Annotated in this window: 15 protein-coding genes, 2 tRNA genes and 1 pseudogene; 17 read left to right on the forward strand and 1 reads right to left on the reverse strand. The window is 60.5% G+C overall.

Annotated elements, in window-relative coordinates:
• Positions 1-16: 16 nt before the first annotated feature.
• The 6 genes from dapB (at position 17) to AAHM40_RS14725 (ending at position 6955) form a co-directional block, all read left to right on the forward strand.
• Entirely contained in the window at positions 17-820 is an 804-nt protein-coding gene (gene dapB / locus AAHM40_RS14700; RefSeq protein WP_342245311.1) for a 4-hydroxy-tetrahydrodipicolinate reductase, read from the forward strand.
• Between the two features lie 183 nt (positions 821-1003).
• On the forward strand, positions 1004-2140 hold the full coding sequence (gene carA, locus AAHM40_RS14705; protein ID WP_342245312.1) for a glutamine-hydrolyzing carbamoyl-phosphate synthase small subunit: 1137 nt from the start codon (positions 1004-1006) through the stop codon (positions 2138-2140).
• A 26-nt stretch (positions 2141-2166) separates the two neighbouring features.
• Complete coding sequence (gene leuE / locus AAHM40_RS14710; protein WP_342245358.1) at positions 2167-2817, forward strand: leucine efflux protein LeuE; 651 nt, start codon at positions 2167-2169, stop codon at positions 2815-2817.
• 19 nt (positions 2818-2836) lie between these two features.
• Positions 2837-6058 carry a carbamoyl-phosphate synthase large subunit gene (gene carB / locus AAHM40_RS14715; protein ID WP_342245313.1) on the forward strand — a complete coding sequence of 1074 codons (3222 nt, stop codon included), beginning with the start codon at positions 2837-2839 and terminating at the stop codon, positions 6056-6058.
• Positions 6055-6531, forward strand: coding sequence for a transcription elongation factor GreA (gene greA, locus AAHM40_RS14720; protein WP_028630002.1), 477 nt, complete (start codon positions 6055-6057; stop codon positions 6529-6531). Before carB ends, greA begins: the two co-directional genes overlap by 4 nt.
• Positions 6509-6955: a DUF4149 domain-containing protein gene (locus tag AAHM40_RS14725; protein WP_342245314.1), complete on the forward strand. Its 447-nt coding sequence runs from the start codon at positions 6509-6511 to the stop codon at positions 6953-6955. The genes greA and AAHM40_RS14725 overlap by 23 nt, the downstream gene beginning before the upstream one ends.
• A 22-nt stretch (positions 6956-6977) precedes the next feature.
• Here the strand turns inward: AAHM40_RS14725 and AAHM40_RS14730 are convergent, their stop codons facing one another.
• Complete coding sequence (locus AAHM40_RS14730) at positions 6978-7292, reverse strand: YhbY family RNA-binding protein (protein WP_028630004.1); 315 nt, start codon at positions 7290-7292, stop codon at positions 6978-6980.
• A 145-nt stretch (positions 7293-7437) separates the two neighbouring features.
• On the opposite strand from AAHM40_RS14730, the pseudogene AAHM40_RS14735 reads away from it, so the two are divergent.
• The 11 genes and pseudogenes from AAHM40_RS14735 to infB form a co-directional block, all read left to right on the forward strand.
• Positions 7438-7646, forward strand: a pseudogene (locus tag AAHM40_RS14735) (23S rRNA methyltransferase); the annotation flags it as partial.
• 199 nt (positions 7647-7845) lie between these two features.
• The gene (gene ftsH, locus AAHM40_RS14740; protein WP_342245315.1) at positions 7846-9762 is read left to right on the forward strand and encodes an ATP-dependent zinc metalloprotease FtsH; all 1917 of its coding nucleotides are present in this window, start codon (positions 7846-7848) and stop codon (positions 9760-9762) included.
• A 9-nt stretch (positions 9763-9771) separates the two neighbouring features.
• Positions 9772-10623, forward strand: a complete 852-nt coding sequence (folP, locus tag AAHM40_RS14745; RefSeq protein ID WP_342245316.1) for a dihydropteroate synthase — start codon at positions 9772-9774, stop codon at positions 10621-10623.
• A 21-nt stretch (positions 10624-10644) separates the two neighbouring features.
• Positions 10645-11985 carry a phosphoglucosamine mutase gene (gene glmM, locus AAHM40_RS14750; protein WP_342245317.1) on the forward strand — a complete coding sequence of 447 codons (1341 nt, stop codon included), beginning with the start codon at positions 10645-10647 and terminating at the stop codon, positions 11983-11985.
• A gap of 65 nt (positions 11986-12050) precedes the next feature.
• Complete coding sequence (gene tpiA / locus AAHM40_RS14755) at positions 12051-12806, forward strand: triose-phosphate isomerase (protein ID WP_342245318.1); 756 nt, start codon at positions 12051-12053, stop codon at positions 12804-12806.
• 4 nt (positions 12807-12810) lie between these two features.
• Positions 12811-13194: a preprotein translocase subunit SecG gene (gene secG, locus AAHM40_RS14760; protein WP_028630010.1), complete on the forward strand. Its 384-nt coding sequence runs from the start codon at positions 12811-12813 to the stop codon at positions 13192-13194.
• Positions 13195-13204: 10 nt separating this feature from the next.
• A tRNA-Leu gene (locus AAHM40_RS14765) sits at positions 13205-13290 on the forward strand.
• 97 nt (positions 13291-13387) lie between these two features.
• A tRNA-Met gene (locus tag AAHM40_RS14770) sits at positions 13388-13464 on the forward strand.
• Positions 13465-13594: 130 nt separating this feature from the next.
• Positions 13595-14053: a ribosome maturation factor RimP gene (gene rimP / locus AAHM40_RS14775; protein ID WP_028630011.1), complete on the forward strand. Its 459-nt coding sequence runs from the start codon at positions 13595-13597 to the stop codon at positions 14051-14053.
• A gap of 47 nt (positions 14054-14100) precedes the next feature.
• Positions 14101-15582 carry a transcription termination factor NusA gene (gene nusA, locus AAHM40_RS14780; RefSeq protein ID WP_342245319.1) on the forward strand — a complete coding sequence of 494 codons (1482 nt, stop codon included), beginning with the start codon at positions 14101-14103 and terminating at the stop codon, positions 15580-15582.
• A 26-nt stretch (positions 15583-15608) separates the two neighbouring features.
• Positions 15609-18161 (forward strand): translation initiation factor IF-2, encoded by a 2553-nt coding sequence (gene infB / locus AAHM40_RS14785; protein ID WP_342245320.1) that lies wholly within the window; start codon positions 15609-15611, stop codon positions 18159-18161.
• Positions 18162-18250 lie beyond the last annotated feature (89 nt).

Below are 18250 nucleotides of genomic sequence, written 5' to 3' on the forward strand. Positions count from 1 at the left end.
AGCTTGGAGCTTTTTTATGCGACGTATTGCTGTGGTGGGCGCCGCCGGGCGCATGGGCAAGAACCTGATCGAGGCAGTGCAGCAGGCGCAGGGCGCTGGCCTGACCGCCGCCATTGATCGTCCGGATAGTACCTTGGTCGGCGCCGATGCCGGTGAGTTGGCCGCGCTGGGTCGAATTGGCGTGCTGCTGTCGGGCGATCTGGCCAAGGTTGTCGATGATTTCGATGTGCTCATCGATTTCACTCACCCATCCGTGACCCTCAAGAACCTGGAAGTCTGCCGCCAGGCGGGCAAGGCTATGGTGATCGGCACTACCGGTTTTTCCGCTGAGGAAAAGGCCTTGCTGGCGACTGTTGCCAAGGAAATCCCGATCGTCTTCGCCGCCAACTTCAGTGTCGGCGTGAATCTTTGCCTCAAGCTGCTGGATACCGCCGCCCGCGTGCTGGGTGATGAGGTGGATATCGAGATCATCGAGGCTCATCACCGTCACAAGGTTGACGCGCCGTCCGGTACCGCGTTGCGCATGGGTGAAGTGGTGGCTGATGCACTCGGCCGCGACCTGTCCAGGGTGGCCGTCTACGGTCGCGAAGGCCAGACCGGCGCCCGCGCTCGCGAGACCATCGGCTTTGCCACCGTGCGTGCTGGCGACGTGGTGGGTGATCACACGGTGCTGTTCGCTGCGGACGGCGAGCGCGTTGAGATTACCCACAAGGCCTCCAGTCGTATGACCTTCGCTCGTGGCGCTGTGCGTGCGGCGCTATGGCTGGAAGGGAAGGAGGCGAATCTGTACGACATGCAGGACGTGTTGGGATTGCACTGAGTCGTTATTCGGGATGTCTTTCGGGTGGACCGAAATGACGCATTCCTGTAAACTGCAGCTTTAGTGTGTCCACTAAAAGTTACGCAGAAATGGCTCAGATAAAAAAGCGGGGTGACGGTATCAACGTCATCCCGCTTTTTTACAACCTGCGTTTGCTTCAGCCTTGATCTACGGGAGGTCTTCTTGACTAAGCCAGCCATACTCGCGCTTGCCGACGGCAGCATTTTTCGCGGCGACGCCATTGGGGCCGATGGCCATACCATCGGTGAGGTAGTGTTCAACACTGCCATGACCGGCTATCAGGAAATCCTTACCGATCCTTCCTATGCCCAGCAAATCGTTACCCTGACCTATCCGCACATTGGCAACACCGGCACCACGCCGGAAGACGCCGAAGCCAATCGCGTATGGGCCGCCGGCCTGATCATTCGCGACCTGCCGCTGCTGGCCAGCAATTGGCGTAACAAGCAGTCGCTGCCGGATTACCTGAAAGAGAACGGCACCGTTGCCATTGCCGGCATCGATACCCGCCGCCTGACCCGCATTCTGCGTGAAAAGGGCTCCCAGAATGGCTGCATCCTCGTCGGTGACGACGCCACTGAGGAGAAAGCACTGGAGCTGGCGCGCAGTTTCCCCGGCCTGAAAGGCATGGACCTTGCCAAGGTGGTGTCCTGCGAAAAACGTTACGAGTGGCGTTCCAGCGTATGGAACCTGGAATCCGACAGCCATCCGGAAATCGCTGCCAGCGAGCTGCCCTACCACGTGGTGGCCTATGACTTCGGCGTGAAGCTGAACATCCTGCGCATGCTGGTCGCTCGCGGCTGCCGCCTGACGGTAGTGCCGGCGCAGACTCCGGCAAGCGAAGTGCTGGCGCTGAATCCGGATGGCGTATTCCTCTCCAACGGCCCCGGTGACCCCGAGCCGTGCGATTACGCCATCCAGGCCATCCGCGAATTTCTCGATACCGAGATCCCGGTCTTCGGCATTTGCCTTGGCCACCAGTTGCTGGCCCTGGCCTCCGGCGCCAAGACCGTGAAAATGGGCCATGGCCACCACGGTGCAAACCACCCGGTGCAAGACCTGGATTCCAGCGTGGTGATGATCACCAGCCAGAACCACGGATTCGCTGTGGATGAGTCGACCCTGCCGGCCAATCTGCGTGCCACCCACAAGTCGTTGTTCGACGGTACCCTGCAGGGCATCGAGCGCACCGACAAGGTCGCCTTCAGCTTCCAGGGGCACCCGGAAGCCAGCCCTGGTCCGCACGACGTGGCGCCGCTGTTCGACCGCTTCATCGCGGCTATGGCCGAGCGTCGCTGAGACCGCTGAAGAGGCTAGCGAAGATGATGCCGACCCTGGGAATCACCGACCTCTGGACCTACGTTCTGGGCACGCTGTTCATCGTTCTGCTGCCGGGGCCGAACTCGCTGTTCGTGCTCGCCACCGCCGCCCAGCGCGGCGTGGGCGCCGGCTACAGGGCTGCCAGCGCGGTGTTCCTGGGCGATGCGATCCTGATGCTGCTGTCGGCACTGGGGATCGCCTCGCTGCTCAAGGCCGAGCCGATGCTGTTCCTCGGCCTGAAGTACGTCGGCGCGGCCTACCTGTTCTATCTGGGTGTCGGGATGCTTCGGGGTGGCTGGCAGAAGTTGCGCCAACCGGTCGAGCAAACCGTTCCAGTGAAGGACCTGGACGTCAATCAGCCGTTCCGTAAGGCGCTGCTGCTGAGTCTGTCCAACCCCAAGGCGATCCTCTTCTTCGTGTCCTTTTTCATCCAGTTCGTCGACCCGGGATACGCCTACCCCGGAGTGTCGTTCCTGGTACTGGGTGTGATCCTCGAAGTCATCAGCGCCCTTTACCTGAGTTTCCTGATTTTTTCCGGTGTGCGTCTGGCGGCTTGGTTCCGCCAGCGGCAACGGTTGGCTGCCGGCGCCTCAAGCGGCGTTGGCGCCCTGTTCGTCGGCTTTGGCGTGAAGCTGGCCACCGCAACCTTGTCCTGATTATTGCAACGAGAGTCCCATGCCCAAGCGTACAGACATCAAGAGCATCCTGATCCTCGGTGCCGGCCCCATCGTGATCGGCCAGGCCTGCGAGTTCGACTACTCCGGCGCTCAGGCCTGCAAGGCCCTGAAGGAAGAAGGCTTCCGCGTCATCCTGGTGAACTCCAACCCGGCCACCATCATGACTGATCCGTCCATGGCCGATGCTACCTACATAGAGCCGATCAAGTGGGCGACCGTCGCCAAGATCATCGAGAAGGAGCGCCCTGACGCCCTGCTGCCCACCATGGGTGGCCAGACCGCGTTGAACTGCGCCCTCGACCTGGAGCGTCACGGTGTGCTGGCGAAGTTCGGTGTGGAAATGATCGGCGCCAATGCCGACACCATCGACAAGGCCGAAGACCGCTCGCGCTTCGACAAGGCCATGAAAGATATCGGTCTGGCCTGCCCGCGCTCCGGCATCGCCCACAGCATGGAAGAGGCCTACGGCGTCCTCGAGCAGGTTGGTTTCCCTTGCATCATTCGTCCGTCCTTCACCATGGGCGGCACTGGCGGCGGTATCGCCTACAACCGTGAAGAGTTTGAAGAAATCTGCGCTCGCGGCCTGGATCTGTCCCCAACCAACGAGCTGCTGATCGACGAATCCCTGATCGGCTGGAAGGAATACGAGATGGAGGTTGTCCGCGATAAGAAGGACAACTGCATCATCGTCTGCTCCATCGAGAACTTCGATCCCATGGGCGTGCACACCGGTGACTCCATCACCGTCGCGCCGGCCCAGACCCTAACCGATAAGGAATACCAGATCTTGCGCAACGCCTCGCTGGCGGTGCTGCGTGAGATCGGTGTCGAGACTGGTGGTTCCAACGTGCAGTTCGGTATCTGCCCGGACACCGGCCGTATGGTCGTGATCGAGATGAACCCGCGCGTATCGCGCTCCTCGGCCCTGGCTTCCAAAGCCACCGGCTTCCCGATCGCCAAGATCGCCGCCAAGCTGGCCGTCGGCTACACCCTCGACGAGCTGCAGAACGACATCACCGGTGGTCGTACCCCGGCGTCCTTCGAGCCGGCCATCGACTACGTGGTGACCAAGGTTCCGCGCTTCGCCTTCGAGAAATTCCCGAAGGCCGATGCCCGCCTGACTACCCAGATGAAATCCGTGGGCGAGGTCATGGCCATCGGCCGTACCTTCCAGGAGTCCGTGCAGAAAGCCCTGCGTGGCCTGGAAGTGGGCGTTGCCGGCTTTGATCCCAAGCTGGACCTGAGCGATCCGGAGGCTGAAGGCATCCTCAAGCGCGAGTTGACCGTGCCCGGCGCCGAGCGTATCTGGTACGTCGCTGACGCCTTCCGCGCCGGCAAGACCATCGAGCAAGTGTTCGAGCTGACCAAGATCGACGAGTGGTTCCTTGTGCAGATCGAGGACCTGGTCAAGGACGAAGAGAAAGTCAAGACCCTCGGCCTGTCCGGCATCGACGCCGACCTGATGCGCAAGCTCAAGCGCAAAGGCTTCTCCGATTCGCGCCTGGCCAAGCTGCTCGGTGTGACCGAGAAGAATCTGCGCAGCCACCGCCACAAGCTGAAGGTACTTCCGGTATTCAAGCGCGTTGATACCTGCGCTGCAGAATTCGCCACCGACACCGCCTACATGTACTCGACCTACGAGGAAGAGTGCGAAGCCAATCCGTCGACTCGCGACAAGATCATGATTCTCGGCGGCGGTCCCAACCGCATCGGCCAGGGCATCGAGTTCGACTACTGCTGCGTACACGCGGCGCTGGCGATGCGCGAAGACGGCTACGAGACCATCATGGTCAACTGCAACCCGGAAACCGTTTCCACTGACTACGATACGTCCGACCGCCTGTACTTCGAGCCGGTCACCTTGGAAGACGTGCTGGAAATTGTCCGCGTCGAGCAGCCGAAGGGCGTGATCGTCCAGTACGGCGGCCAGACCCCGCTGAAACTCTGCCGAGCGCTGGAAGAGGCTGGTGTGCCGATCATTGGTACCAGCCCCGACGCGATCGACCGCGCCGAAGACCGCGAGCGCTTCCAGCAGATGGTGCAGCGCTTGAACCTGCGCCAGCCTGCCAACGCCACCGCGCGCAGCGAAGACGAAGCCCTGGCCCTGTCGAAGGGCATCGGCTACCCGATGGTGGTGCGCCCGTCCTACGTACTGGGCGGTCGCGCGATGGAAATCGTCTACCAGGAAGAAGAGCTCAAGCGCTACATGCGCGAAGCGGTGAAGGTGTCCAACGACAGCCCTGTGCTGCTTGACCGCTTCCTCAATTGCGCTATCGAAGTCGATATCGATGCAGTGTGCGACGGCGAAACCGTGGTGATCGGCGCGATCATGCAGCACATTGAACAGGCTGGCGTGCACTCCGGTGACTCCGCCTGCTCGCTGCCGCCGTATTCGTTGCCGCAGCACATCCAGGATGAGATCCGTGATCAGGTCAAGAAAATGGCCCTGGAGCTCGGCGTGGTCGGCCTGATGAACGTGCAGATGGCCGTGCAGGGCGAGGACATCTACGTCATCGAGGTCAACCCGCGCGCGTCCCGTACCGTGCCGTTCGTTTCCAAGTGCATCGGCGAATCGCTGGCCAAGGTTGCTGCCCGCGTAATGGCTGGCAAGAGCCTCAAGGAAATCGGCTTCACCAAGGAAATCATCCCGCCGTTCTTCAGTGTCAAGGAAGCGGTGTTCCCGTTCGCCAAGTTCCCGGGTGTCGACCCGATCCTCGGCCCGGAAATGAAGTCCACCGGTGAGGTTATGGGTGTCGGTGACACCTTCGGCGAAGCCTTCTCCAAGGCCCAGCTGGGTGCCAGCGAGATCCTGCCGAACTCCGGCACCGTGTTCATCAGCGTGCGCGAAGACGACAAGCCGATGGTCACCCAGGTCGCTCGCGATCTGATCGAGTTGGGCTTCGAGGTGGTCGCCACCTCCGGCACCGCCAAAGTGATCGAGGCGGCTGGTCTGCCGGTCCGTCGCGTGAACAAGGTGACGGAGGGCCGTCCTCATGTCGTTGACATGATCAAGAACGATGAGGTTACCCTCATCATCAACACCACTGAGGGGCGTCAGTCCATTGCTGACTCCTACTCAATCCGTCGTAACGCCCTGCAGCACAAGATCTACTGCACCACCACCATCGCGGCTGGTCAGGCGATCTGTGAGGCGCTCAAGTTCGGTCCCGAGAAGACCGTGCGCCGCTTGCAGGATCTCCATGCAGGAATCAAGGCATGACCAAATTTCCAATGACCGTCCAGGGCGCTCGCGCCCTGGAAGACGAACTCAAGCATCTGAAGACCGTACTGCGTCCGCAGATCACTCAGGCTATCGCCGAGGCGCGTGAGCTGGGCGACCTGAAGGAAAACGCCGAGTATCATGCCGCTCGCGAACAGCAAGGCATGGTCGAAGCGCGCATCCGGGACATCGAGGGGCGTTTACAGAACGCCCAGGTCATCGACGTCGCGGCGCTGCCGCGCACCGGCAAGGTGATCTTCGGTGTGACCGTGGACATTGCCAACGTCGAAACCGACGAAACCGTGACCTACCAGATCGTCGGCGACGACGAAGCAGACATCAAGCAAGGCAAACTGTCTGTCAGCTCTCCCATCGCCCGCGCCCTGGTGGGCAAGGAAGAAGGGGACGTGGTGACCGTCAAGACTCCGAGCGGCATCGTCGAGTACGAGATTGTCGAAGTCCGCCACGTTTAAGTCTTCGCCTTTCAGGGCTGGCGCCATCGCCTGGCAGCTGGCCCAGACCTTCTGGGTTGGCGGCCTCTGGCTGCTGCACTTCGTCATGTTGCCGGCGTTGGATCAAATCGGTCTGGCGCCGATGCTGGTGGAGGAGGTGGCTGCCAGTCTGCGGCCACTGCTGGTAGCTTTTGCTGGTTTCTGTGCCTTGCTTCAGGCCCTGCTGCTGATCCAGCATGCAGGGCTTGCGCGCCTTTGGCGCGATGCGCGTGCGCAGTTGCTGGCCGCGGTGCTGGCCCTGGTGGTGGTATTTCTGCTGGTGCGCTTCTGGGCGCCGGAAGCCTTGTACTGGCTGAACTTCAGTTATCTGTTGCTGGCCTTTTGTGGCCTGCTGCTGGTGATCCAGCCTTTGCCAGCAAAGCCGGTGGAGGGACGGGCGCGCTGAGCGCGCGCCCTTGGCGGGAGACTCAGAGACCGCTGAAGCGGCTGATGTTGGAGAGGTTGCGGTTCGGCTTCGGATTGCGGCGATAAACCAACGCCATCTTGCCGATGATCTGGACCAGCTCGCAGTTGCCGGCGGCGCAGAGTTCATCGATCAGGGCTCGGCGGTCATCACGTTCAATGATGCGGAACTGGACCTTGATCAGTTCGTGATCATTCAGCGCACGCTCCAGTTCGGCCAGCACACCTTCGGTCAGACCATTTTCGGCCACCGTCAATACCGGTTTCAGGTGATGACCGATAGATTTGTATTGCTTCTTGTGCTCCGGTGAAAGCGCCATAATCAGACCCTTGCGAAAAAAGGCTGGTAGTTTACCCGAGTGATTCCGGGGCGCACAGCCGAACACGAGGTATCCCGTGGCCAGCTCCAAGACTAGTCGTCGTTGGCCGAAAGAACACTTCGACGACCTGTGGGTCAGATGGCGCAGCTTCATTCGGGGCGACTTCACCGAAGGCGCGGTTGGTGATCGCCCGGTGGGCCTTGTGATTTCCGATATGGCCCCAATATGAATGGGGTAGGTGCGGCCGACCAACCGCCTGCCATGTTCTACAAGGTGCAGATGCGCAAGCCGCTTTCGTCGCGTGACCGCTCCCGCGAGCAATACCTGCTCGCACGCGGCTTCCGTCGGGAATAGACTGCAACGGATACCTGCTTCGCCGGTCCCATGAGTTGGGCCCGTCGCTGCGGGGAGGCTTCGATGCCTCATAAAGGGTTACAGACGGCGCCTGCCAGGGGTGGGGGTTGTGTAGTAAGTTAGGCCGGTTAACCACCAGCCGTCATGCGGGGTGCGCTCCAGGAAGGGGCCCGTTCCAGAGGGTAGCTAATTGAACGATATGGCAAAAAATCTGATCCTGTGGCTGATCATCGCTGCCGTGCTTGTCACGGTGATGAACAATTTCTCCAGCCCGAGCGAACCGCAGACTCTTAACTACTCGGAATTCATCGAGCAGGTTAAAGAAGGCAAGGTCGAGCGTGTTACCGTCGATGGCTTCGTCATCACTGGCAAGCGCAACGACGGCGAATCATTCAAAACCGTTCGTCCGGCAATTCAGGATGGTGGCCTTATCGGCGACCTGATCGATAACAATGTGATCATCGAAGGCAAGCAGCCTGAGCAGCAGAGCATCTGGACCCAGTTGCTGGTTGCCAGCTTCCCGATTCTGGTGATCATTGCAGTCTTCATGTTCTTCATGCGCCAGATGCAGGGCGGTGGCGGCGGCCGCGGTGGCCCGATGAGCTTCGGCAAAAGCAAGGCGCGCCTGCTTTCTGAAGACCAGGTCAAGACCACCTTTGCTGACGTTGCCGGTTGCGATGAGGCCAAGGAAGAAGTCAGCGAGCTCGTGGAGTTCCTTCGCGATCCGGGCAAGTTCCAGCGTCTGGGGGGCCGTATTCCGCGCGGCGTGCTGATGGTCGGCCCGCCCGGTACCGGTAAGACCCTGCTGGCCAAGGCTATTGCCGGCGAAGCCAAGGTGCCGTTCTTCACCATTTCCGGTTCCGACTTCGTCGAAATGTTCGTTGGTGTTGGCGCATCCCGTGTTCGCGACATGTTCGACCAGGCGAAGAAACATGCTCCTTGCATCATCTTCATCGACGAGATCGACGCTGTGGGTCGCCATCGTGGCGCCGGCCTGGGCGGCGGTCACGATGAGCGCGAGCAGACCCTCAACCAGTTGCTGGTTGAGATGGACGGTTTCGAGATGAACGACGGCATTATCGTGATTGCTGCGACCAACCGTCCTGATGTTCTGGACCCGGCACTGCTGCGTCCGGGGCGCTTCGACCGTCAGGTGGTGGTTGGCCTGCCGGATATCCGCGGTCGTGAGCAGATCCTCAAGGTACACATGCGCAAGGTGCCCATGGGTGACGACGTCGATCCGGGCGTGATCGCACGGGGTACCCCCGGCTTCTCCGGCGCTGACCTGGCCAACCTGGTCAACGAAGCGTCCCTGTTTGCCGCCCGCGTCAACAAGCGCCTGGTGGAAATGAAAGAGTTCGAGCTGGCCAAGGACAAAATCATGATGGGCGCTGAGCGCAAATCCATGGTCATGTCCGAGAAAGAAAAGCTCAACACGGCATTCCACGAGGCAGGCCATGCCATCGTCGGTCGTCTGGTGCCTGAGCATGACCCGGTCTACAAGGTCTCGATCATTCCCCGTGGCCGTGCTTTGGGCGTGACCATGTTCCTCCCCGAGGAGGATCGTTACAGCCTGTCCAAGCGTGCGCTGACCAGTCAGATCTGCTCGCTGTTCGGTGGCCGTATCGCCGAAGAGATGACCCTGGGCTTCGATGGCGTCACCACGGGCGCCTCCAACGACATCATGCGTGCCACCCAGATCGCCCGGAACATGGTGACTAAGTGGGGCCTGTCCGAGAAGCTTGGCCCGCTGATGTATGCGGAAGAGGAGGGTGAGGTGTTCCTGGGTCGCAGCGCCGGAGCCCAACACGCCAATGTTTCCGGCGAAACTGCGAAGCTGATTGATCAGGAAGTGCGCCGTATCATCGACGAGTGCTACAGCACCGCGAAGAACCTTCTGACCGAGAATCGCGACAAGCTCGACATGATGGCTGAGGCCTTGATGAAATACGAGACCATCGATTCCGAGCAGATCGATGACATCATGTCCGGCCGCGTTGCGCGCGAGCCAAAGGATTGGCAGGGCGGTTCCGGCACTTCTTCCGGTACTCCTGCTCCTCGCGAAGAAGTCGATCGCCCTGAAACCCCCATTGGTGGGCCGGCTGGCGAACACTAAGGCTTGTAGATGAAGTCAGTGCAGTACCCGACCCGGTTGCCTTGCGGCAACCGGGTTCTTGATTTGGCCCAGCCGCACGTTATGGGCATCCTGAATGTCACCCCTGACTCTTTTTCTGATGGCGGGCGCTTCAATGCGCGCGAAGCCGCGCTGCGTCACGCCGCGGAGATGGTGGCTGCCGGTGCGACCCTGATCGATGTCGGTGGCGAATCGACGCGGCCAGGTGCCCGGCCGGTCTCCCCGACCGAAGAACTGGAGCGCGTGGCTCCGGTGGTGGAAATCCTCGCCCGCGAGCTGGATGTGGTGATCTCGCTGGATACATCTACGCCCGCTGTCATGCGTGAAGGCGCTCGCCTCGGCGCCGGGTTGATCAATGATGTGCGTGCACTGCGTCGTGATGGCGCGCTGGACGCCGCCGCCGATACAGGGTTGGCGGTTTGTCTGATGCACATGCTCGGCGAGCCGGGCAACATGCAGCAGGATCCGCACTACCGGGATGTCGTACGTGAAGTCGGGGATTTTCTCACGGAGCGTACGCAGGCGTGCCTGGCTGCCGGGGTTCAGGGTGATCGGATCATCCTGGATCCGGGCTTCGGCTTCGCCAAGACCCTCGCGCACAACCTCAGCCTGTTCAAGCATCTGGAGGCGCTTCACGAGCTGGGGCGCCCTTTGCTGGTTGGGGTTTCGCGCAAAAGCATGATTGGTCAGGCGCTGGGGCGGGAAGTCCATCAGCGGCTGTCTGGCGGCCTCGCCCTCGCCGCACTCGCTGTGGCCAAGGGCGCCTGCATTCTACGCGTACACGATGTCGCGGAAACCGTTGACGCCGTCCGCATGATCGCCGCGGTGCAAGCGGCGGAATAAGAAAACACGGAGCACCCTCTCATGAGCAGAAAGTATTTTGGCACCGACGGTATTCGCGGGCGTGTCGGGCAGTTCCCGATTACTCCGGATTTCATGCTCAAGCTTGGCTGGGCCGCCGGTACGGCATTTCGTAAGCAAGGCAAATGCCGCATCCTCATCGGTAAGGACACGCGAATCTCCGGCTACATGTTCGAGTCTGCCCTTGAGGCCGGCCTGCTGGCAGCTGGCGCCGATGTGATGCTGCTCGGCCCTATGCCAACCCCGGCCATCGCGTACCTGACCCGCACCTTCCTGGCGGATGCGGGTATTGTCATCAGCGCCTCGCACAACCCGCACGACGATAACGGCATCAAGTTCTTCTCCGGCAAAGGCACCAAGCTCTCGGACGAGGTGGAGCTGATGATCGAGGGTCTGCTGGATCAGCCGATGACGGTGGTCGACTCTGCCCAGTTGGGCAAGGTGTCCCGCATCAACGATGCCGCGGGCCGTTACATCGAATTCTGCAAGAGCACCACGCCAATCAGCACCGACTTCGCCGGCCTCAAACTGGTAGTCGACTGTGCCCACGGCGCTACCTACAAGGTCGCCCCGAACGTGTTCCGCGAGCTCGGCGCCCAAGTGAGCGTGCTGGCGGCGCAACCTAACGGCCTCAACATCAATCACGACTGTGGTTCGACTCATATGGCCAGCCTGCAGGCTGCTGTTGTGGAGCAGAACGCGGATGTCGGTATCGCCTTCGATGGTGATGGCGATCGTGTTCTGATGGTCGATCACACCGGTGCGGTAGTGGACGGCGACGAGTTGATCTACCTGATCGCCCGAGACCTGCATGGTCGGGACAGGCTGAATGGCGGTGTGGTTGGCACGCTAATGAGTAACCTGGGCCTGGAGTTGGGTCTCAAGGAGCTTGATATTCCCTTCGTTCGAGCGAAGGTTGGCGACCGCTACGTGATGAGTGAACTCCAGGCCAATGACTGGACGCTGGGGGGGGAGAATTCAGGCCATATCGTTTGCAGCCATTTCACCACTACCGGGGACGCCATTGTCTCCGCCCTGCAGGTGCTGCTGGCCTTGCAGCGCAGTGGTCAGTCCCTGGCAGAAGCGCGTCAGCGCATGCGCAAGTGCCCGCAAGTGCTGATCAATGTGCGCTATGCCGGTGGTGATGTAGACCCCGTCAATCATCCGGCTGTGCAGGACGCTTGTGCTCGCGTCACGAACCAGATGGCCGGTCGTGGTCGCGTTCTGCTGCGCAAGTCTGGTACGGAGCCGTTGGTGCGTGTGATGGTCGAAGGCGACGACGAGAAGCTGGTGCGCAGCTATGCAGAAGAGCTGGCGAAAGTCGTGACTGAGGTATGTGCTTGATTTGTCTTGCTAGTTGGATTTCTCTTGGGTAACATCTGCGCCCACTTTGATCGACGAGATAAAGCATGCGCCGACCTCTGGTAGCCGGTAACTGGAAAATGCACGGTACCCGCGCCAGCGTCGCAGAGCTGATCAAAGGCTTGCGCCAATTGGCCTTGCCTGCTGGCGTCGAAGTCGCGGTAATGCCGCCCTGTCTGTACATCAATCAGGTCATTCAAGGCCTGGACGGTAAGTCGATTGCCTTCGGTGCGCAGAATTGTGCGGTAGAGCCGGTGCAGGGAGCCCTCACCGGAGAGATCGCGGCCAGTCAGTTGGCAGACGTAGGTTGCAGTCTGGTTCTGGTTGGTCATTCGGAGCGTCGCCTGATTCTGGGTGAAAGCGACGAAGTCGTGAGTCGCAAGTTTGCTGCTGCTCAATCCTGTGGTTTGATTCCGGTGCTTTGCGTCGGTGAGACCCGGGAGCAGCGCGAAGCTGGTAAGACGCTTGAGGTTGTTGGGCGTCAACTGGGTAGCGTGATCGAAGAGCTTGGTGTGGGCGCATTTGCGCGGGCGGTAATTGCCTATGAGCCGGTTTGGGCGATAGGTACGGGGCTGACAGCTTCGCCGCAGCAAGCGCAAGAAGTCCATGCGGCGATTCGGTCGCAGCTCTCGGCGGAGAATGCCGAAGTTGCTCGCGGCGTCAGAATTTTGTATGGCGGCAGTGTGAAGGCGGCCAGTGCGGCCGAGTTGTTCGGCATGCCGGATATCGATGGGGGGCTCGTTGGTGGAGCTTCCCTGAATGCGGATGAGTTCGGTGCGATTTGTCGCGCCGCAGGAAGCTGACAAGATGCTGGAAACTGTCGTAATTGTGGTGCATCTGCTGGGCGCGCTGGGTGTTGTTGGTCTGGTGTTGGTTCAGCAGGGGAAGGGTGCAGATGCTGGTGCATCGTTTGGCTCCGGTGCTTCGGCAACCGTATTCGGGAGCCAAGGTTCTGCTACCTTTCTGAGTAGAGTTACTGCTATACTCGCCGCGGTTTTTTTCATTACCAGCTTGGGTTTAGCGTACTTTGCTAAAGATAAAGCTGATGCGCTGAGCAACGTAGGCCTGCCGGATCCGGCGGTTCTCGAAGTTCAGCCAAGCAAGCCGGCAGCTGACGATGTGCCGGTGCTCGAAGAGCAGAAGCCAGCCACCCAGTCGGGTGATGTGCCTCAGGCTCCAGAGCAGAAGTAAGGCAAGTTTTGCCGAGGTGGTGGAATTGGTAGACACGCTACCTTGAGGTGGTAGTGGCCATAGGCTGTAGGGGTTCGAGTCCCCTCCTCGGTACCATACAAAGAGATGCCCGCAGCGATGCGGGCTTTCTTCTTAGTGGGATGTTCGGTTGACCATGCAAGGTGCTGGCCGTATACTCTCGCACCAGCTTTGACGCGGGGTGGAGCAGTCTGGTAGCTCGTCGGGCTCATAACCCGAAGGTCGTTGGTTCAAATCCAGCCCCCGCAACCAGTAGTCGCGAAGCCCCTTTTTAGGGGCTTTTTGCTAGCTGGACAGTTGACCTCCGATCACGGATCAGGTGGTTTGAATGGATGGGCGTTTCGCCCATTTTTTATTTGCACAGCATGCGAGAGGCAATCAGGTGTCGAGCAAGCTAGAACAGTTGCAGGCCTTGTTGGCCCCGGTAGTCGAAGCGCTCGGTTATCAGTGCTGGGGCATCGAGTTCCTGTCTCAAGGGCGGCATTCACTGCTGCGGATCTACATCGATCACGAAAACGGCATTCTCGTCGACGATTGCGAGAAGGTTAGCCGGCAGATCAGTGGTGTTCTCGATGTCGAGGACCCGATCAGCAGTGAGTACACCCTCGAAGTATCGTCACCGGGTATGGATCGACCGCTGTTCACCCTTGAACAGTTCGCGGCCCATGCTGGTGAGCTGGTTAAGATCAAGCTGCGTTCGCCCTTCGAAGGACGACGCAATTTTCAGGGGCTTCTCCGCGGGGTGGAGGAGCAGGACGTGGTGGTTCTTATTGAAGACCGCGAGTTCCTCCTGCCGATCGAACTGATCGACAAGGCCAACATCATTCCCCGTTTTGACTGAGACGCGGATCCCGCGGATCCAATGGATTGCGAAAGGCGAGGCGTACGATGAGCAAAGAAGTACTGCTGGTTGTTGAGTCGGTATCCAACGAAAAGGGTGTACCGGCTGGCGTGATTTTCGAGGCGCTGGAGCTGGCCCTGGCCACTGCTACCAAGAAGCGTTATGAGGACGAAGTCGACCTGCGTGTGGAAATCAACCGCCACAATGGTGTTTACGACACCTTCCGACGCTGGACTGTTGTCGAAGAAGACGATTTCGAGGACCCGGCTATCCAGCTGACCCTTGATCAGGCCCAGGAACGGGATGAACACGCCAAGATCGGCGACGTTATCGAAGAGAAGATCGAGTCTATCGAGTTCGGCCGCATCGCCGCGCAGACCGCCAAACAGGTCATCGTGCAGAAGGTGCGTGAAGCTGAGCGTGCTCAAGTGGTTGAAGCCTACCGCGAGAAGCTGGGCGACATCATCTCTGGCACCGTGAAGAAGGTCACTCGTGACAACGTGATCGTTGATCTGGGCAACAACGCCGAAGCCCTGTTGGCTCGCGAAGACATCATCGCCCGTGAAACCTTCCGTGTAGGGGCCCGTGTGCGCGCCCTGCTGAAGGAGATTCGCACCGAGAACCGTGGCCCGCAATTGATCCTGTCGCGCACTGCGCCACAGATGCTAATCGAGTTGTTCCGCATTGAAGTGCCGGAAATCGCCGAAGAACTGATCGAAGTGATGGCCGCCTCCCGCGACCCGGGTTCCCGCGCCAAGATCGCTGTCCGTTCGAAGGACAAGCGTATCGATCCGCAGGGTGCCTGCATCGGTATGCGCGGCTCCCGCGTCCAGGCCGTATCCGGCGAACTGGGTGGAGAGCGCGTCGATATCGTTCTGTGGGATGACAATCCTGCGCAGTTCGTGATCAACGCCATGGCTCCGGCCGAAGTGGTGGCGATCATCGTCGACGAAGATGCCCACGCCATGGACATCGCCGTTGCCGAAGACAATCTGGCCCAGGCTATTGGCCGTGGTGGCCAGAACGTGCGCCTGGCTAGCCAATTGACTGGCTGGACGCTGAACGTGATGACCGAAGCGGATATCCAGGCCAAGCAGCAAGCCGAAACCGGCGACATCCTGCGCGCCTTTGTCGATGAGTTGGAAGTGGACGAAGAGCTGGCTCAGGTACTGGTTGAAGAAGGCTTCACCAGCCTGGAGGAAATCGCCTACGTACCCATGGAAGAAATGCTCAGCATTGAAGGTTTCGACGAAGAAATCGTCAACGAGCTGCGTGCCCGTGCGAAGGACCGCCTGCTGACCAAGGCCATCGCGACCGAAGAGAAGCTGGCGGATGCCCAGCCTGCCGAAGACCTGCTTTCCCTGGAAGGCATGGACAAGGACCTGGCTGTTGAACTCGCTGTACGTGGCGTTATTAACCGCGAAGACCTGGCCGAGCAGTCGATCGACGACCTGCTCGACATCGACGGCATGGACGAAGAGCGTGCCGGCAAGCTGATCATGGCCGCCCGAGCCCACTGGTTCGAGTAAGTATCGCGGCCTGAGGAGAGAAGTGCATGACGCAAGTCACGGTGAAAGAACTGGCCCAAGTGGTCGATACACCGGTGGAGCGCCTGCTGCTGCAGATGCGCGAGGCGGGATTGCCGCACACCAGCGCCGAGCAGGTTGTAACCGACAATGAGAAGCAGGCGCTGCTGGCTCATCTCAAGAGCAGCCACGGCGAGCGCGTAGAAGAACCGCGCAAGATTACCCTGCAACGCAAGACCACCACCACGCTGAGGGTCGCCGGCAGCAAGACCATCAACGTCGAAGTACGTAAGAAGAAAACGTACGTCAAACGTAGCCCCGACGAGATCGAGGCAGAGCGTCAACGCGAGCTCGAAGAGCAGCGCGTGGCGGAGGAAGCTGCTCGCCTGAAGGCCGAAGAGGAAGCTCGTCTGCGCGCCGAAGAAGTTGCCCGTCGCGAAGCTGATGCGCGTGCGAAGGACGCCGTTGATCCTGCCAGGGCCGATGCCCCGGTTGCGGCTGCCGAGCCTGTTGCCACTCCGGCGACTGCCCCGGTAACCGCTCAGGTCGGTGCTGCCACACCAGCCGCTGCCGCTGCCGCTGCTGCCGCTGATCGCAAGAAGGAAGCGCCGCGTCCGGAGCGCGCTCGCGACGAGGATGATCGCCGCGACCGCAAGCACGCACAGCACCGTCCTTCGCTCAAGGAAAAGGAAAAGGTTCCGGCTCCCCGCGTTGCCCCGCGCAGTACCGAGGAGGAAAGCGATTCCTTCGGTCGTCGCGGTGGACGCGGCGGCAAATCCAAGCTGAAAAAGCGCAACCAACATGGGTTCCAGAGCCCAACAGGACCTATCGTGCGTGAAGTCAGCATTGGCGAGACCATTACAGTGGCCGAACTGGCCGCTCAGATGGCCGTCAAGGGTGCCGAAGTCGTCAAGTTCATGTTCAAGATGGGCACTCCCGTGACCATCAACCAGGTGCTCGATCGCGAGACCGCTCAACTGATCGCCGAAGAACTCGGCCACAAGGTCAAGCTGGTCAATGAGAACGCCCTGGAAGATCAACTGGCTGCGTCCCTGAAGTTTGAAGGCGAGGTGCTGACGCGTGCGCCGGTCGTGACCGTCATGGGTCACGTCGACCACGGCAAGACTTCGCTGCTGGACTACATCCGCCGTACCAAGGTGGCCAGCGGTGAAGCCGGCGGCATCACCCAGCACATCGGTGCTTACCACGTCGAAACCGATCGTGGCATGGTGACCTTCCTCGACACCCCGGGCCACGCTGCGTTCACCGCTATGCGTGCTCGTGGCGCCAAGGCTACCGACATCGTCATCCTGGTGGTGGCGGCTGACGACGGCGTGATGCCGCAGACCATCGAAGCGGTGCAGCACGCGAAAGCGGCTGGTGTACCGATCGTGGTAGCGGTCAACAAGATGGACAAGCCCGAAGCCAACCCGGACAACATCAAGAACGGCCTGGCCGCGTTGGATGTGATCCCGGAAGAGTGGGGCGGCGATACCCAGTTCGTACCTGTGTCGGCCAAGGCTGGTACGGGTGTCGACGAGCTGCTTGAGGCCGTACTGCTGCAGGCTGAAGTACTGGAACTCACTGCAACTCCGTCGGCCCCTGGCCGTGGCGTTGTGGTCGAGTCTCGTCTGGACAAGGGCCGTGGCCCGGTGGCTACCGTGCTGGTCCAGGACGGTACCTTGCGTCAGGGCGACATGGTTCTCTGCGGCGTCAACTATGGCCGCGTCCGCGCCATGCTCGACGAGAATGGCAAGCCGGTGAAAGAAGCTGGCCCGTCCATCCCGGTCGAGATCCTCGGCCTGGACGGTACGCCGGACGCCGGTGACGACCTGACCGTGGTCGCTGATGAGAAGAAGGCCCGCGAAGTTGCCCTGTTCCGTCAAGGCAAGTTCCGCGAAGTCAAACTCGCGCGCCAGCAGTCCTCCAAGCTGGAGAACATCTTCGAGAACATGGGGCAGGACGAGAAGAAGACCCTCAACATCGTGCTCAAGTCCGATGTGCGTGGTTCTCTCGAAGCCCTTCAGGGCGCCCTGGCCGACATCGGCAACGAGGAAGTTCAGGTGCGTGTGGTCGGTGGCGGTGTCGGTGGTATCACCGAGAGCGACGCCAACCTGGCGCTGGCGTCCAACGCCGTGCTGTTCGGCTTCAACGTGCGTGCTGATGCCGGCGCGCGCAAGATCGTCGAGCAGGAAGGTCTGGACCTGCGCTACTACAACATCATCTACGACATCATCGAAGACGTTAAGAAAGCACTGTCCGGCATGCTGGGCAGCGAAGTCCGGGAGAACATCCTGGGTATCGCCGAGGTGCGCGACGTGTTCCGCTCGCCAAAGTTCGGCGCGGTTGCCGGCTGCATGGTTACCGAGGGTCTGGTACACCGCAACCGTCCGATCCGCGTACTGCGCGACGATGTAGTGATCTTCGAAGGCGAACTGGAGTCCCTGCGCCGCTTCAAGGACGACGTGTCCGAGGTGCGTGCCGGCATGGAGTGCGGTATCGGCGTGAAGAGCTACAACGACGTCAAGGTCGGCGACAAGATCGAAGTCTTCGAGAAGGTCCAGGTGGCGCGCACGCTGTAAGTGTCGCGCTTGCCACAAGCCCGGAGCCAGGAGCTGGAAGCCATCGCTTTCTACTCCTGGCTTTTGGCTTTTTAAGTGTTCATGAGTGA

This window comes from Pseudomonas sp. OTU5201, from assembly GCF_038440135.1.
Taxonomy (GTDB): Bacteria; Pseudomonadota; Gammaproteobacteria; order Pseudomonadales; family Pseudomonadaceae; genus Metapseudomonas; species Metapseudomonas resinovorans.

Coding starts and splice junctions, on each gene's coding strand:
- leuE (WP_342245358.1), top strand. CDS start 2,167: ATGCCGACCCTGGGAATCACCGACCTCTGGACCTACGTTCTGGGCACG.
- greA (WP_028630002.1), top strand. CDS start 6,055: ATGACCAAATTTCCAATGACCGTCCAGGGCGCTCGCGCCCTGGAAGAC.
- folP (WP_342245316.1), top strand. CDS start 9,772: ATGAAGTCAGTGCAGTACCCGACCCGGTTGCCTTGCGGCAACCGGGTT.
- infB (WP_342245320.1), top strand. CDS start 15,609: ATGACGCAAGTCACGGTGAAAGAACTGGCCCAAGTGGTCGATACACCG.
- AAHM40_RS14730 (WP_028630004.1), bottom strand. CDS start 7,292: ATGGCGCTTTCACCGGAGCACAAGAAGCAATACAAATCTATCGGTCAT.
- secG (WP_028630010.1), top strand. CDS start 12,811: ATGCTGGAAACTGTCGTAATTGTGGTGCATCTGCTGGGCGCGCTGGGT.
- glmM (WP_342245317.1), top strand. CDS start 10,645: ATGAGCAGAAAGTATTTTGGCACCGACGGTATTCGCGGGCGTGTCGGG.
- ftsH (WP_342245315.1), top strand. CDS start 7,846: ATGGCAAAAAATCTGATCCTGTGGCTGATCATCGCTGCCGTGCTTGTC.
- carB (WP_342245313.1), top strand. CDS start 2,837: ATGCCCAAGCGTACAGACATCAAGAGCATCCTGATCCTCGGTGCCGGC.
- tpiA (WP_342245318.1), top strand. CDS start 12,051: ATGCGCCGACCTCTGGTAGCCGGTAACTGGAAAATGCACGGTACCCGC.
- dapB (WP_342245311.1), top strand. CDS start 17: ATGCGACGTATTGCTGTGGTGGGCGCCGCCGGGCGCATGGGCAAGAAC.
- nusA (WP_342245319.1), top strand. CDS start 14,101: ATGAGCAAAGAAGTACTGCTGGTTGTTGAGTCGGTATCCAACGAAAAG.